Origin of the sequence: Affinundibacterium flavidum (assembly GCF_014284175.1) — a bacterium.
GTDB lineage: Bacteria > Pseudomonadota > Gammaproteobacteria > Burkholderiales > Burkholderiaceae_D > Undibacterium > Undibacterium flavidum.
The window spans coordinates 120,651-137,182 of record NZ_JACOGA010000005.1 but is presented as its reverse complement, the minus strand read 5'-3'; the positions used below and the strand labels follow the sequence as shown (position 1 = coordinate 137,182).

Sequence of the window (16,532 nt, the reverse complement as noted above, 5' to 3'; positions counted from 1 at the left end):
AAATGACGATCTATTCCCCCGTTTTTGCAGTCTGTCGCAATCCGCTGGTAGCGTCGGGGATGAATGCTTAGACTACAAACATCCGATAAGTACTCAGCAAAAAACAAAAGTACTGATCGCCACAGGTTTAATGCGTAATCACTAAGTATATAAAAAGGGGAAATAAAATGAAAACTAATCAACGCAATATTTTTATCGCAATCGCTATCATTTTTACTTTGTTATTTTTGAGCTATTTATCTTTAGATACTTCTCACATCGTTATCGACGGCGAAGAGATCGGTGATATCGGTGGCTTTACAGGCTTCTTAATTGCCTGTGCGGTTGGCCTTTGTGCGCTCTTCTTTGCTTTGAGCCTTACAGGGTTGATTCTGGCGGTAGTCGCTTTGGTGGTGGTGGTTGTTTTAGGTGCGGTGTTGGGATCATTCGCGCTCGCCTTGTTACCATTGATGATTCCATTCTTGATTTTGTACGGTTTATTCGCCTTAATTTTTCGCAGCTCACGCAAAAAATCAGCTTGAACTACGCTAAGTCAAAGCTAAATCAAAATTTAATCAAGTATTCAAGAAATAGCTTTTCAGAGAGGAAATTATGTCTACGCCAAATTTACGTCGTCAATTTTTGACCCTTGCGCTGCTCACAAGTGCATTTACCGCGATGCCCGCTTCAGCAGATTGGAGTAACTGGTGGGGCAAGGGTATCGAAGGTTCGGGCAAGATTATCAAACAAGATCGACCTGCGAAAGATTTTCGTGCGATTCAAATTTCTTTACCCGGCAAAGTCGAATTAAGACAAGGTACGCAAGAAGGTGTGCAGATAGAAACCGATGACAATATTCAAGCAATGTTAGAAGTTGTGGTCGAAGGCAATACGCTCAAAATTCGTTCCAAAGAAAAAAATGTTTATCCAAAAACGCGCAATCTAGTGGTTGTGGTGAACTTCAAAAATTTGGATGACTTTGCTTTAGAGGGCTCAGGTAGCGTGAAGAGCGACAAAATTGTGAGCACCGATTTGAAATTGCGAATAGGTGGATCTGGTGAAATGGAAGTGACCGAACTTAAAGCTGAAACCCTTAAAGTAGCGATTGGCGGCAGCGGTAACTTTACTGCGCGCGGTGCCGTGCCACAAATCTCCGGTTCGATTGGTGGTTCAGGTGAATTGGATCTCTCTCGTTTAGCGGCGAAAGATGTGCGCATCAGTATAGGTGGTTCGGGGTCGGTGCAAACTTGGGTGACTGACAATCTGAATGTCAATATTGGAGGTTCGGGCAATGTCAGTTACTACGGTGATCCACGCGTGAATAAATCTATCGGTGGTTCTGGTAGCGTGACGCGCAAAGGTGCACAGCCATAATTTGTCGTTTCGCAATTTTCCATTTTGCGATGTTCTATTCCGCATAAGCAGACTATCACGCTTAGATCGACTTCCCAGATCTGCATCGTGATAGTTTGCTCTTCTTAATTTTCCTCTGGCTTCATTTCACTTTATTCTGTATTCATCAGAAAATTATCGGTCAACCATCGCCATGCGCTCTGGGCTATAGCGCTGTCCTGCTACCTGGCTTAGCGCCTGTTCCAATTCAAGCATTTCTTCCGAAGTTAATTGCACCTTGCTTGCGGCGACATTTTCTTCCAGATAGCTTCGACGCTTAGTGCCAGGAATCGCAACGATGTCTTCACCTTGTCGCATCAGCCACGCGAGAGCGATTTGTCCACCAGTGGCTTGTTTTTCCTGTGCCAGTTTATGAACGGCTTGTGCTGCTTGTAGATTACGATCAAAATTTTCACCTTGTAAACGCGGATCAAGATGACGAAAATCGCTTTCAGGATATTCCTCAGCACGCTTCATATTGCCGCTTAAGAATCCGCGTCCGAGCGGTGCAAATGGCACCAGGCCAATCCCAAGTTCACGCAATACCGGTAGTACATCTATTTCCAAATTACGCTCCCACAAGGAATACTCACTTTGGAGTGCACTGATGGGATGTACGGCATGCGCACGCCGGATATTGCTAGCCCCAGCCTCCGACAAACCTAAGTACAAGACCTTACCTTCTTTCACCAAATCTGCCATTACGCCAATGACGTCTTCAACTGGTACTTCTGGATCAATACGATGTTGGTAGAGCAAATCGATGTAATCGGTATTCAGGCGTTTCAAGCTGCCTTCGACGACTTTGCGAATTTGGCGTGGATCACTGCTCACACCCGTCACCGTGCCGTCTTCAATGCGAAAGCCAAACTTAGTCGCCAGCACGACTTCTTGACGACGACCACGCAATGCTTGTCCTAAAAAATCTTCATTGCGATACGGACCATAGACCTCGGCGGTATCTAAGAAATTCACACCCAATTCCAGTGCCCGGCGCAAAGTGGCGACCGCCTCGGCATGATCTACCTGGCCATAGGCATCGTCGCTCATTCCCATGCAACCTAGTCCCAGTGCTGAGACGCTCAAACCTTGTGTGCCAAGGAGGCGTTGGGGAAGTAATGTTATGTTCATGCGTATCCTTATTTAAGATTGACGAATGCCAAAGTGTAATGCAATTTTCTTTAGTCGATATTTTCTCCGTGCAAACGGCAAAAACTTTTGACTTAGGGTCTACGAAAATTGCACTGCTGCTTTGGTGCGCGCGGCGCACCCTACCTTGCTCCATTTATTCTAGAGACTAATACGGTCTTACCTTTGTTGGGTATTACAAAGGAAAGCAACAAAGCCTGCGACTGTTTTGCTTAAGTCTTATGGCTAAGTTCTATGACTAAGTCTTGGTAAAGCTCTGGCTAGACTATTTGCCTAGTGTATGTGGAGTGTGTTGTTTCTCGATCAAAGTCATATCCATGTCGGCAATAAAACGGGAATGCAGTGACGCTATTCAGGCACAATCCCACAGTGTTTTTTAATTTAATTGACTGGAGAAATGATTTTGAAATCGACATCGCAGTTTATCCAAAAAAGTTTGCGACCATTAGGTCTGACCTTGGCAATCACTTTTGCTTTCGGTGGTACAGCTTTTGCTGCTGATAGCGAATTAAAACTCGCCATCGCAAAAAATTACAATGCACAACTCAAACCTCTATTTGAGTACTTTCACCAAAATCCCGAATTGTCTTTTATGGAGACAAATACTTCCGCCAGGCTCGCCAAAGAGTTGCGCGCTGCTGGTTTTGAAGTGACTGAAGGTGTAGGTAAAACGGGTGTAGTGGCGATGCTAAAGAATGGACCCGGTCCTCTGGTCATGTTACGTGCCGATATGGATGGTTTGCCGCTGGAAGAAAAATCAGGTTTGCCTTATGCATCAAAAGTGCAGCAAAAAGATCCCGATGGTAAGTTGCAAAACGTGATGCATGCTTGTGGTCATGACGTGCATATCACGAGCTTAGTTGGTACAGCAGTACAAATGGCGGCACGTAAAAATCAATGGTCGGGTACGTTGATGCTGGTCGGTCAACCAGCAGAAGAACGAGTTGGTGGCGCGGTATTGATGATGAAAGACCAGATTTGGAAACGCTTTGGCCAGCCAAAATATGCGCTCGCCTTCCACGTTGATTCCGGCTCGGAAGCAGGCAAGATTACTGCTGAAGAAGGTTCGCCTTATTCAGGTGTTGATACGGTAGAAATCATTGTGCATGGTGTCGGTACGCATGGCGCTTATCCGCACTTAGGTAAAGATCCTGTGGTCATCGGTGCGCAAATTGTGATGGCTTTGCAAACCATAGTCACGCGCGAAGTTGCGCCGCGTGAGCCAGCTGTCATCACGGTTGGTTCCTTCCATTCGGGAACAAAATCTAACATCATCTCTGACGAAGCAAAACTGCAATTAAGCGTGCGCAGTGAAAGTAAAGAAACACGTGCCTTACTGCTGTCGGCGATCAAACGCGTCGCAATTAATACTGGCCGCGCTGCAGGTCTGCCGGAGAATCTCTTGCCTGAAGTATTCGAGCGTGACACACCCACGCCGCCAACACTGAACGATATACCTTTGACTCAGCATCTGAAAAAAGTCTGGACTGAAAAACTAGGTAAAGACGCTTTCGCTAAACCTAAAATGCGTGACGGTATGGGTGCAGAAGATTTCCCATTTTTCGTCAGTGATCCGTATATTCCTAGCGTGTATTTTTCTATCGGCGGTACGCCAAAAGAAGACTTTGAAAGGGAAAGTAAAGGCGGGCCTGCAGTACCAGGCCACCATAGTCCAATCTTCAAAATTACCCCAGAACCAGCAGTGCGGGCAGGGGTGGAAGCTAGTGTGATTGCTTTGATGGATTTGTTGAAGAAATAGGTCAGGAGAAGTTAATGATTAGAGCCGCTCGACGAATATTATCGAGCGGTTTTTTCTTTAGACCGTGATTTCTCTTTTAAGTTAAAAACGATGCTCAAAACCTAAAGATACCTTGCGGAAAGCTGGATTGCGATAGGAGGTCAAGGAACGCTCATCCGGAGTTATGCGTTCTGATAAATAGTTGAAACCGTGTTTCATTAGATTGTCGATAGAAAAGCGTAACAGACTTTGCTTGTTGAATTTCCATGTGGCATACAGATCAATGTCCAAGGGATTGCTGGATAATTCGCGCTGGGTCTTGCTGGAAAGCTGCCAATGTCCTTCGCTATAGCGAAAATTGCTTCCGAGGTTGAGCGGTAAGTCGTTAGCACGATAGTCGAAACCTAGTTTGATGCTAGAGATAATCGGATCGAGAATACTGTCGGTACTGTGTTTGGCGGTGTACGCTGTGCTTAAATCATGAGCATCAATCCGATAAGTCACTGTTGACCAATGTTTTGATAGATCCAAACTCACGTCGATATTCGGGGCATTTTCAATGAAACGCTTTAAAGGAAATTGCGTGTCAAATTCCAAACTCTTTGCGAGCGCATTTCCAGCGTTCACATACATCATCCACCATACGCCATTCTCTTGACTAACGTTGTCCCTGTGCAAGCCAGTAATGCTGCGTAATTTGGCGCGCAAGTTGTAGTTCCAATCGTCTTTACCATTGTGTTCATAAGCCGCGTCTAGCGACCAAGCCAATTCTGGACGAAGTGCCGGATTGCCACGAAAGTTCGGGGACAAGAAAGAATTGTTCGCGCTTTTGTAGATCGGTGAAATTAAATAGAAATCTGCTGGCGCCTGGTAGGTTCTTGATAAGCCAAGTCGTAAGCGGTCATTATTTTCGGGGTTCAGTTGCCACAAGCTTTGTACGATAGGGCTAAAGACACTAGATTGATGACGTAATTTTTCTTGCGTACTCCCTTCACTCTGGATTTTGACTGCTTCCCAGCGCAAGCCAAAATACGCAGACGAATGTTTGCGAAATTTCCATTCATCTTGAACAAAGACAGCGAATTTATCAATATTCGCTAAGGTCGTTTGCAAGCCAGATTCGGAGGTCTGTGGCACGTAGTTAAATTGGATTTCTTGTCGACGGTTGTGGTTGTTGGCATTCGAATAGGACCAGCCGGTAACAATGTCGTGCTCTTCGTTTCCAGGAGCCGTAATTTTCCCGGTATTGCTAAAGCCTAGATTTTTGGTATTGGTATTGACGTCTCTTTGATAAAACGCCAGTTTATTTGGTGAGTAAGTATTGTCTCTTGTGGTATCTGAAAAATGGTAGATATTGGCGCTTGTATTGATGTCTAGTTTGGCGTCACCAACACTACTCAACATTCGCAAACTCGTATTGCCAAACTGCGTGTCTGCTCGCGAATTGCGCAAGGTACGCCAGATCGGTAAGGTGTCACCCACTAAGAAATCGTAGCGTTCATCACCTGCAAAGTGGTTTCGGTTGAAATTAAATGACGAGCTTGATGTAAAACTACTCCCTCCTTCAGTTTTGTATTGTATGCGCGGATTGACACGTATACCTTGCGCTTGCATATTTCGCTGGCTCCTGAATTCGTAGGCTTGTTTTTTTGTATCTACTTCATCGAAAATTTCGCTGTGTGATACAAAAGGTGCGGACAAGAGGGCGCCATTATCTCTGGCTGAAAGAGAAATTGAATAAGACAAATTGTCGATCTTATCGGAACTGAGCCATTCCACATTGCCACTTGGCTTGTAGGTGTTGGTCAAGTTGAGCTTGATCTGTGCCTGCTTATTACTTGGAACCCGTTTTAAAATGATATTGATAGTGCCGGCCATTGCTTGGCTACTAAATTGCGCACTGCCAGCACGATAAATTTCGACCCGCTCAATTAAATTCATCGGTAAGTCGGCAATGGTGATGCCGCGTGGTGGTTCGCCATCAATTAAGATTTGGGTGTAACGCCCATTCATTCCGGGCAGTTGCATTTGATCTTTGACCACCAACACACCCGGCACCCGTTTCATCGCATCGTTAATATTGGTGTCGCCATAGCGCATTAATTCTTCATTCGTAATGACTGTTTTTGCAGCGGTGTCGCGTCTGGCATTATCGGCTTCGCTTTTGGCTTTGACTTCGATTTGTTGTGCTTTGTCTTTATTCTCAGCCGGACTTAATGTGGGGGCTGTCGATTGATTTTCTTGTGCTGATGCCGCATTGATACACGATAAAAATAAAATGCTGGAGGCGAAAAGGTGTTGGTGTCTGATGAGTTGGAAAGGCATGAGCGGTATGCGGGAGCCGCATTGATTTTTTGTAATCGCTCATTTTGATTTATGCATGCATTGCAGTCAATTCATAATTGCAATCAAAATAGTGGAAGGTGACATCGACAACGATTACCTTAATTAACTTCATCCAGCATCGCATCTCCCAAATGCTCGATATCGCCCCAACTCACCAGCGACAAGCGTCCATCTTGATACTGGAAGCGATTAATGCTGGCGTTGTAAATCGTAATCGTGCGTTCGGCGTTTAGCGGCAAATTCATGGCAGCGCGATACGCACATTCGAGGACACCGCCGTGGGCGACTAAGGCAATTTTTTGACCAGCGTATTGGTCTGCATAATGCGAAATGCAGCTGATCGTTCGTTGTTGAAATTCACGTATGCTTTCACCGACATTTTTGCTGTCATCCGGTTTTGGCGGGAAATGAAAATCAGGGTCGCGCAAACGCCAGTGTGCATATTCTTCAGGATAAATTTCAGGTAGCTCGCTATACAGCTTGCCTTCAAAATCGCCAAAGCAACGCTCGCGTAATGCTGCATCAATGCGTGTTGGTAAACCTTGTAGTCTGGCGATTTCACCGGCGGTTTGCATGGCCCGTTGTAAGTCGCTGGAGACTATGGCGGCGAGCTTTTCTTGCTGCAAACCGGCGGCCAATGCTTTGGCTTGACGACGGCCTTCGGCATTCAGCGGGAGATCTAAATGCCCTTGCAATTTGCGCACGGCATTCCAGGCGGTTTCGCCGTGGCGTATTAATAGAATTTCGGTCACGGTTTATTTTTCTGCTTTGGATTTGGTTTGCAGCCAAAAGGTCACCGGGCCATCATTGGTGAGTGAAACTTGCATGTCGGCGCCAAATTGCCCGGTCTCAACCACCGCATGTTTACAGCGTGCCTGCGCGACAAAGTAATCAAATAATTGTTTACCTAATTCAGGTGGTGCAGCGGGTGTGAAGGAAGGGCGGGTGCCGGATTGCGTATCGGCAGCCAGTGTGAATTGCGGTACCAACAATAAGCCGCCTTGCACATCGGTGACACTGCGATTCATCTTGCCAGCATCGTCTGAGAACACGCGATAGCTGAGCAATTTTGTCAGTAATTGCTCGGCCTCTTTTTCGGTGTCATTGCGTTCCGCACAAACCAAGACCATCAGTCCTGCCTGAATCGCACCTATCGTCGCGCCCTCAACAACCACGTTGGCGTTCGTGACTCTTTGCAATAATGCGATCATACGATCATGCGCTCAAAGTCACTTTGGCGAATTTACGTTTGCCAACTTGCAGTACAACCGTACCTGCTTGCACTTGTAATTGCTTATCGCTGATTACCGCGCCATCAATGCGCACGCCACCTTGATCGACCATACGCATGGCTTCAGAAGTCGATGCACATAGATTCGCTTGCTTTAACAATTGGGCGATACCGATTGGTGCGCCGCTCAAAGTGATTTCAGCGATGTCGTCAGGGATGCCGCCTTTAGACCGGTTTACAAAATCTGCCAACGCGTCCTCTGCGGCTTGTTTGTTATGGAAGCGCGTCACGATTTCTTGTGCGATGGCGACTTTGATATCGCGGGGATTTTGTCCTTCGGCGACGGATTTTTTGTATTGTGCGATTTGCTCCAAAGAGCAGAACGATAGCAAATCATAGTAGCGCCACATCATTTCGTCAGAAATACTCATGACTTTGGCAAACATGGTATTCGCTGGCTCGGTAATGGCGATGTAGTTGTTCTTGGATTTAGACATCTTTTCGACGCCATCCAAACCTTCTAGCAAAGGCATGGTCAAAATACATTGTGGCTCTTGTCCGTAATCTTTTTGCAGTTCGCGACCTACCAGCAAGTTGAATTTTTGATCAGTGCCGCCGAGTTCCAGATCTGCGTGCAAAGCAACGGAGTCGTAACCTTGCATTAATGGATACAGAAATTCATGTACAGAAATCGGCGTGCCAGCTTTAAAGCGTTTGGTGAAATCATCACGCTCCATCATACGCGCCACCGTGTATTTTGATGACAATTGAATCAAGCCACGTGAGCCGAGGGGATCGCACCATTCCGAGTTATAACGAATTTCAGTTTTGCTAGCATCTAAGACCAAGGATGCTTGTTTGAAGTAAGTCTGGGCGTTGGCTTCGATTTGTTCGCGTGTCAGCGGTGGGCGCGTTGCATTGCGGCCAGATGGGTCGCCGATCATGGAGGTGAAGTCACCAATCAGGAAAATGACCGTATGTCCCAAATCTTGCAACTGACGCATTTTGTTTAAGACTACGGTGTGACCAAGGTGTAAGTCGGGTGCTGTAGGATCAAGTCCTAATTTAATGCGTAATGGTTTGCCGGTCTTTTCACTACGCGCGAGCTTTTGCGCGAATTCAGATTCAATCAAGAGTTCGTCCACACCACGTTTGGTAACTGCTAATGCATGCTGCACTGCATCTGAAAGTGGCAAAAGTGGGGTTGCGCCTGGCGCTTTGTCATTGTGTTGTGGCGAAGTCATGATGGTTTTAATAAATTAATTAAACAAAAAATTTAAACTAAATTCCGGATGGATCAAATGGGATTGAAAAAAATCAAAAAGTTTTGTAACAGGGCTAGCGAAAAAAGTGCGCTCCTCACATAATCGGCAGCTTGCATTATTCGCTGTTTGCTTTACAATCAGGCGACAATTTTTAAGCCCCACCTTAAGTTAATAAAAATAAAAGGAGTGGGTTTGCTAACACTCTGTTAACTGCCAGCCCCAAGATCTGGCAGCGAAACATCAATTTTAACTTATTGCATGCGTTTATCCGATAAATTCCGTCATTTAGCTGCAACTACACAAGTTAGAGCCCAGTCTTTGATAGCAATCAGTATTGCGAATCTGCGCGGTATGCGCGCTTCGCGTGTGATTCCTTTTACTGGCTTGTTCTTCGCAGTGTGCGCAGTTGGTGCGGTCGGTGTTGCTCCTTTAGCACCTGACGCCGCCAATCTCCCCGTTAAAACAATTAGTCAAGAATTGCAAATGCCATCTTTGGATGAGCAAATTTCTAAGATTGTTTTGCAACAACAGCATTATGTGAAAGAAGAAAAGATCCAGCGCGGCGATAGCTTGGCGTCTTTATTGCAGCGTTTGGGCGTCGATGACGTCAATGCTGCAAACTTCTTGAAAACTGATCCTGTCGCACGCAGTGTTCTGCAAGCCCGCGCTGGCAAGTCTATTCGTGTGAAGACGACCGACGAAGGTACTTTAGAGTGGCTGCGTGTTGGTTTGGATGGTAATGATAATGGCACTAAAACTTTATTAGTGTCACGCAATGATCAAAATGGTTTTAAAGCGACGGAAGTCGTTGAACAATTAGAGCGCCGTATAGAAATGCGCTCTGGCGATATTCAATCTTCTCTATTCGTCGCAACGGATAAAGCCTTGATCCCGGCACCGATTGCCGATCAAATCGTCAAAATGTTTGAAACCAGCATTGATTTCCGTCGCCTGCAACGCGGCGATTATTTCAACGTGGTGTACGAAACATTCTGGTTGAATGGTGAACTGGTGAAGACAGGGCGTTTGTTGTCCGGTGAATTCAAAAATTCAGGCAAATTAGCGCAAGCGGTCTGGTTTGACGAAGGCGCTGGCGAAGGTGGGTATTATAGTTTTGATGGTAAATCTTTGAAGAAGGCGTTCTTGAAATCGCCACTGGAATTCTCCCGCGTATCTTCTGGTTTTTCTATGCGCGTGCATCCGATTTCTGGTAAGTGGAAACGTCATACAGGGATTGATTTTGCTGCAGTTAGCGGTACGCCGATTCGTGCCTCTGCTGACGGTACGATTGAACATGCTGGCCCACAAGGTGGCTACGGCAATATGGTCATTGTTAAACACTGGAACGGTTACAGCACAGCCTATGCGCACATGAGTCGCTTTGCACCTGGTTCACGCAAAGGTACACGTGTTAGTCAAGGTCAGGTGATTGGTTATGTCGGTTCTACCGGTTGGTCAACAGGACCGCATTTGCACTATGAGTTCCGTGTGAATAATGAGCCACGTGATCCGAATACCATCAGCGTCCAAAGCGCTGCTGCATTGGCCGCACATGAATTGACGCGCTTCAGAGTGGTTGCCGCAGATATGGCACATCGTTTTGATTTACTGCGACCAGAACGAAACTCAGCGGCGCTGGTGGCGGCACGCTAGATTCTTAAGAAGCAAAAAGCCGAACTTAGTTCGGCTTTTTTATTGTCAGGAATTGCGCATTATTGCGCATTATTGCGCATTATTTCCGATTACTTGGCACCATGTTGCACCACTTCGCTTTGATTGCTACAGCAAAAATAGATAACAAACAAATCCAATGAGTCTCAAAAATTACATAGGTCTGATGTCAGGTACCAGCTTGGATGGCGTAGATGGCGTGTTGGTCGCTTTCCCTGACAGTACAGCGGGAAATAATCACACTGCAATGCAGTTATTGGCGAGTGCCCACATTCCTTTTTCTACTGAGTTGAAGCAGCAAGCGATGGCCTTGCAGCAAGCGGGCGAGAATGAAATTGAACGCGAAGCCGCGTTGGCAAATCAATTGGCAATCGTCTACGCAGAATGTGTGACTGAGTTACGTCGTCAACATCCGAATTTGCAAGTTCAAGCAATAGGCGTACACGGGCAAACGATACGCCATAGGCCTGATTTGGGCTTCACCCGGCAAACTAATAATCCGGCTTTATTGGCGGAGTTGACCGGGATTGATGTGATCGCCGATTTTCGTAGCAGGGATATCGCTGCGGGCGGACAAGGTGCGCCTCTGGTGCCGGCTTTTCATCGTGCTGTATTCGCAAAGACAGGCGAATGCCGCGTGGTGTTGAATATTGGCGGAATCAGCAATATCAGTATCTTACATGCCGATGGTCGCACCACAGGATTTGATACCGGTCCGGGCAACGTTTTAATGGACGCCTGGATATTGCAACATCAGGGCTTGGCCTATGACGCGAATGGTGCTTGGGCTGCGCAAGGTCAGCCTGATCCGCAATTATTGGCAAGCCTGTGTGACGAAGTTTTTCTGCGCCAATCTCCACCAAAAAGTACGGGACGTGATTTCTTTCATCTACCATGGCTACAACAAAAATTGCAGGCTTTTAAACATCTGAGCGTCGTTGATGTACAAGCGACTTTATGTGCGTTTACTGCCCAAAGTATCACTGATGCGATACGTGAATTCGCGCCAGAATGTGTCGCTGTCTATGTGTGTGGCGGCGGCGCTTATAATGTCAGTTTGATGCAAGCCTTAGCACAAGCTTTGCCGCAAGTGCATTGGGATACCACCGAGTCTCTGGGTGTCGAAGTTCATCATGTAGAAGCACTCGCATTCGCTTGGTTGGCGCAACGATTTGTGCAGCGAGAGGCGGGCAATCTTAGCGATGTCACCGCGGCGCGCGGCGCACGAATTCTAGGTGCTCTGTATCCGGCGTAAGCCTGGAAGATCTCGAATAATCCCACCCCAAAAACTACTGAAGTTAATCAATCGTATGTCGAATAAATTCTTATATATTGCAGATCCTATGTGCTCTTGGTGCTATGGATTTAGTCATGAATTGAAACAGTTCTTGGCGGACATTCCTGATGCTGAACTTGATATCGTATTGGGTGGTTTGCGCGCTTACAATAAACAGACTATGGATGCGGATCAACGCACAATGATCTTGTCGCATTGGGAAAAAGTACGACAAGTAAGTGGATTGCCGTTTGATATGACAGGTCTCGATAAACCTGCATTTATCTATGACACTGAGCCTGCATGTCGTGCGGTGGTCACTGCAAAAATCTTAACCGAAGACATGCCGACTAAGATTAACTTCGCAGTCTTTGAGGCAATACAGCATGCGTTTTATGCTGAAGCGAAAGATGTGACGAATGAACAGGTCTTGGCAGAAGTCGCGGTACAAGCCTTAAACGCATATGACAACAGTGAGGCTTTTGATGTCGCCAGTTTCCAAGAAAGCTTGAGTTCAGCAGACAGCAAAGAGGAAACACGTCAGCATTTCGAGCAAATTCAACGCTGGGGCGTACGTGGGTTTCCTATGTTGCTGCTGGTGAAGGAAGATGGTTTGCATACCTTGAGTTCGGGCTATGCCAAAGCACAGGATTTGCGTGATAGTTTTCATGAAGCGCTGTAGCGGAGTGAATTTTGAAATTGGGATCGAGCTTATTAATCAATTTGGCGTTAAGAATAATTCGCGAGTTCAATTTTGCAGTATAGCTCATTGTAGATACCTACAAAATGGATAGGCGACAGTAGCATAGCTATGAACTGAGTTTGAAAAAGATGTTTTAGTACTTCGCGGTTATACATTTGAAAATCGAAGATAATGGCATTAATCCCATTCTTTATTTTTTAAACAGGATAGCCTCGCTATGTCTATGATCAGTTCACGCATCACAATTGCGCCACATGGCCCAGAGTTTTCACGCATCGTTCTCGGCCTGTGGCGGCTGTCTTCATGGCAGATGTCACCCGCCGAGCGCGTGCAATTTTTGCGAGCTGCGCTGGACTTAGGAATTACCACGATAGACCAAGCAGATATTTATGGTGACTATACTAGCGAGACTTTGCTCGGCGAGGCATTCGCATTAGCTCCGGAATTACGCCAACAATTTCAGATTGTGACCAAGTGCGGGATTCAGTTTCCGTCTGCACAAAGACCGCAACAACGAGCGCATATTTACAATACTAGCGCTGCGCATATTATTGCTTCTGCAGAAAATTCTTTGCGTAGTATGCAGATTGAAAAAATTGATTTATTACTGATCCACAGACCAGATCCTTTGATGGATGCGGATGAGATTGCAGAGGCTTTTATGCATTTACAGCAAAGTGGCAAAGTCGCTTATTTTGGTGTGTCTAACTTTACTCCCGCACAATTCGATTTGTTAGATTCACGTTTTCCTTTGATGACAAATCAGCTTGAATGTTCTTTGCTGCAGCACGCCCCTATTTACGATGGTAGTTTTGACTTATGTCAGCGCAAACGTGTCATCCCTATGATATGGTCAGCCTTGGCTGGTGGACGTCTGTTTAGTGAGCTTGGAGAGCAACATCCGCAAGGGCAAAAGCTCCATGCAGTCTTAAATCGGATTGCCGACGAACTTGATCTCAGCCCCGCAACAGTCGCCATTGCTTGGGTTCTGAATTTGCCTTCAAAACCCATGGTATTGACTGGCTCTAGTAGAGTGAAAGTCTTGGCCGAGGCCGTGCAAGCCCTAGATTGTCGTCTGTCGCGTGAACAATGGTTTGACCTATGGCGCGCCGCTAGCGGGCTAGAGTTGCCATAAATTCAGCATTGTCGTTGCTTTTGCTGTGAACTTTAAAAAATACTTTTCAGCAAGTTAGATTCGGCGTATAAAAGAACACTTGCTGGTCTTAACTTCTTGTAATCCTGCAGAATGATTGTGTACATAAGATTAATGCTTGAGATGTGGATTTGAGAAATCAATCCACCATCTCTTGATGAATTATTGACTCATCAAAGTCTGCAGCACTAGGGAGTAGTCATTGAAGATAGTTCGTCCTTTTCTACGCCGATTTTTACGCGCGCAACGCTTGCCGACACGGGATCTGCAATTTTGGCGCGATCAAATGTTAAGTGCGATATTGTCAGTCGCCTTGGTGTTGGGGACTATCACAGCCATACCTAGTGTCATGATGGCGGTTCGTGATCAGCTTTATTCCATTGTCTTAACCGACGTGTTGGCCATCGGGTGGTTGGTCGCCCTGTGGCGTTGGCGTACTCTCAGTTTCACCGCGAGAAGCTGGAATTTTTTACTGATCGTGTATGGCGTTGGGGTCTTTTTTCTGTTTAAGGTCGGTCCAGTCAGTCAGATCTATTTAATGGCGGTTCCGGTATTGGCAGCTCTATTATTGGGCTTGCGGCCGGCTATTTTTGTATTGGTACTTAATGCGGTCACCCTAATATCGATCGGTTATGCTTTTGATATAAATTTGCAATTTGATCGTTATCACGACCGACCTTTTCTACGCTGGGTCATTATCACTTTAAATTTCACTTTCATTAGTTCTGTCATTACCGTGTCTTGCGCGGTGCTATTGCGCAGGCTTGAAGAATCTTTGCGTAAGCATCTACAGATTAGTTTGTCGCTACAGGCGGAGCAAAAATCATTAAAGCATGCCAATGAAGAATTGCGATTAATTTCAGCAGCAGTTGAAAATCTCAATGACATGGTGATGATCACCGATAATAATTTGAATGAAAATGGCCCGCATCTTGTATTCGTCAATAAAGCTTTTGAACGTAGCACAGGTTATAGTCGAGATGAAGCGATAGGTAGTAATCTTGAAATGCTATACGGGCCGAATTCTGATATTCATGAAATTCACAGAATACGTTCGGCCATGAGTACGCGTCATGCAATCCGTTCAGAAATTATTAGTTACACCAAGTCCAAGGAAGAATTTTGGTTGGAAGTTGATATTCGACCGATTAATAATCATCAAGGCGTATGTACGCATTACGTTGCGATTGAACGCGATATTACAGATAGAAAAAAAGCGGAGTTGGATATTTATAGACTCGCTTTTTTTGATGTGTTGACTGGCTTACCTAATCGTCGCTTATTACGCGATCGCATGAGTGTGCAGCTTGCGAATGCACAACGTACTGGTAATTTTAGTGCGGTTTTATTTATCGACCTTGATCATTTCAAGACGATTAATGATGCCCGTGGTCATGCAACTGGCGATATCTTATTGATTGAAGTTGCCAATCGCCTGAGTCATTTACTGCGAGAAGTCGATACGGTCGCACGCATTGGTGGCGACGAATTTGTGGTGTTGGTGGATAGCCTAGATTCGCATATAGAAATCGCTGGCAAATTGGCTTTGACGATCGCCGAAAAAATTCGTCATGCCTTGTCTCAAGACTTTTTAATCAATGACCAAAATTACAGTTCGAGTTGCAGCATTGGCGTGAGTCTGATGCCGAAAGCAGGACAAAATGTAGACGACCTCTTGCGTGAATCTGACACGGCAATGTATAGAGCGAAATCCGCAGGACGCAATCAAATAGCCTTCTTTGAAGGCAATATGCAAACTGAGGTTGAACATCGCCTTACTCTGGAGCGCGATCTTGCTAAAGCATTGGAACAAAATGAATTGCAGATGGTCATGCAGGCACAGGTGAATTACGCAGGCGTTGCAGTAGGCGCTGAATTACTGATGCGTTGGCATAGCAAGGAGCGAGGCATGGTATCGCCAGCGATATTTATCTCGCTCGCAGAAGAGTCAGGTTTGATCGTCAAATTGGGTGACTGGGTGTTATCTGAAGCTTGCAATATTCTTAAAAGTTTGCAGCTGGAAGGCCATCACTTTCCATTGTCAATCAATGTCAGTCCTAAGCAGTTCAGGCAAAAAGATTTTGTGGATAAGGTGACTGCTACTTTAGCTGCGCAAGAAATCAGCGGGAAAAATCTGATATTTGAGGTTACCGAAGGTTTGTTTATCGATAATTTGCAAGAAACAATTGCACGTATGAGTAAGCTCTCGGCTTTAGGAATCCGGTTTTCGATCGATGATTTTGGTACCGGTTATTCAAGTTTGAATTATTTAAAACGTTTGCCTTTGTATGAATTAAAAATCGACAAAAGTTTTGTGCAAGATATTCCGGGTGACGCGAACGGAACCGCCATCGTCGGTTCTATCTTATCGATGGCAAAGCAATTTGGCCTAAAAGTGGTTGCTGAAGGCGTGGAAACCGAAGAGCAGGCAAATTACTTGATCGCTAATGATTGCGATTCTATGCAAGGATTTTTGTATTCACGTCCAACTGCACCTGATGTGTGGATGGCGAATCAAATTCAAGTCAAGGCGCAGTTGCAAGCCTAAGCCTTACTTTCATCAAATGAATTTAGATAGACGTTTAGCGAATACGAATAGGGCTGGAGACGTGAACAGAGCTGACGAAGC

The 16,532-nt window shown here is 45.7% G+C and carries 13 protein-coding genes; 8 read left to right on the top strand and 5 right to left on the bottom strand.

Going from position 1 to position 16,532, the window contains the following annotated elements; translation table 11 throughout:
- The first annotated feature begins 167 nt into the window (after window positions 1–167).
- Window positions 168–521, top strand: coding sequence for a hypothetical protein (locus H8K55_RS06765; RefSeq protein WP_186941315.1), 354 nt, complete (start codon window positions 168–170; stop codon window positions 519–521).
- A gap of 70 nt (window positions 522–591) precedes the next feature.
- Entirely contained in the window at window positions 592–1,353 is a 762-nt protein-coding gene (locus H8K55_RS06760) for a head GIN domain-containing protein (RefSeq protein WP_186941314.1), read from the top strand.
- A 153-nt stretch (window positions 1,354–1,506) separates the two neighbouring features.
- Here H8K55_RS06760 and H8K55_RS06755 read toward each other — a convergent pair whose 3' ends face one another.
- Window positions 1,507–2,502, bottom strand: coding sequence for an aldo/keto reductase (locus tag H8K55_RS06755; protein WP_186941313.1), 996 nt, complete (start codon window positions 2,500–2,502; stop codon window positions 1,507–1,509).
- Between the two features lie 475 nt (window positions 2,503–2,977).
- Between H8K55_RS06755 and H8K55_RS06750 the strand changes: the two genes are divergently transcribed.
- On the top strand, window positions 2,978–4,279 hold the full coding sequence (locus H8K55_RS06750) for an amidohydrolase (RefSeq protein ID WP_230408512.1): 1,302 nt from the start codon (window positions 2,978–2,980) through the stop codon (window positions 4,277–4,279).
- Between the two features lie 81 nt (window positions 4,280–4,360).
- Here H8K55_RS06750 and H8K55_RS06745 read toward each other — a convergent pair whose 3' ends face one another.
- From H8K55_RS06745 to tyrS, 4 genes are all read right to left on the bottom strand, one after another.
- Window positions 4,361–6,583, bottom strand: coding sequence for a TonB-dependent receptor plug domain-containing protein (locus tag H8K55_RS06745; RefSeq protein ID WP_186941311.1), 2,223 nt, complete (start codon window positions 6,581–6,583; stop codon window positions 4,361–4,363).
- A gap of 119 nt (window positions 6,584–6,702) precedes the next feature.
- Window positions 6,703–7,356, bottom strand: coding sequence for a histidine phosphatase family protein (locus tag H8K55_RS06740; protein WP_186941310.1), 654 nt, complete (start codon window positions 7,354–7,356; stop codon window positions 6,703–6,705).
- 3 nt (window positions 7,357–7,359) lie between these two features.
- On the bottom strand, window positions 7,360–7,815 hold the full coding sequence (gene dtd, locus H8K55_RS06735) for a D-aminoacyl-tRNA deacylase (protein WP_186941309.1): 456 nt from the start codon (window positions 7,813–7,815) through the stop codon (window positions 7,360–7,362).
- Window positions 7,816–7,819: 4 nt separating this feature from the next.
- The gene (gene tyrS / locus H8K55_RS06730; RefSeq protein WP_186941308.1) at window positions 7,820–9,079 is read right to left on the bottom strand and encodes a tyrosine--tRNA ligase; all 1,260 of its coding nucleotides are present in this window, start codon (window positions 9,077–9,079) and stop codon (window positions 7,820–7,822) included.
- A gap of 279 nt (window positions 9,080–9,358) precedes the next feature.
- Here tyrS and H8K55_RS06725 point away from each other — a divergent pair, with 279 nt between their 5' ends.
- The 5 genes from H8K55_RS06725 (at window position 9,359) to H8K55_RS06705 (ending at window position 16,451) form a co-directional block, all read left to right on the top strand.
- Window positions 9,359–10,753, top strand: coding sequence for a M23 family metallopeptidase (locus H8K55_RS06725; RefSeq protein ID WP_186941307.1), 1,395 nt, complete (start codon window positions 9,359–9,361; stop codon window positions 10,751–10,753).
- Window positions 10,754–10,910: 157 nt separating this feature from the next.
- Window positions 10,911–12,026 carry an anhydro-N-acetylmuramic acid kinase gene (locus tag H8K55_RS06720; protein ID WP_186941306.1) on the top strand — a complete coding sequence of 372 codons (1,116 nt, stop codon included), beginning with the start codon at window positions 10,911–10,913 and terminating at the stop codon, window positions 12,024–12,026.
- Between the two features lie 55 nt (window positions 12,027–12,081).
- Window positions 12,082–12,729, top strand: a complete 648-nt coding sequence (locus H8K55_RS06715) for a DsbA family protein (RefSeq protein WP_186941305.1) — start codon at window positions 12,082–12,084, stop codon at window positions 12,727–12,729.
- A 238-nt stretch (window positions 12,730–12,967) separates the two neighbouring features.
- Window positions 12,968–13,885 (top strand): aldo/keto reductase, encoded by a 918-nt coding sequence (locus H8K55_RS06710; RefSeq protein WP_222612389.1) that lies wholly within the window; start codon window positions 12,968–12,970, stop codon window positions 13,883–13,885.
- 220 nt (window positions 13,886–14,105) lie between these two features.
- Window positions 14,106–16,451, top strand: coding sequence for an EAL domain-containing protein (locus tag H8K55_RS06705; RefSeq protein WP_230408511.1), 2,346 nt, complete (start codon window positions 14,106–14,108; stop codon window positions 16,449–16,451).
- Window positions 16,452–16,532 lie beyond the last annotated feature (81 nt).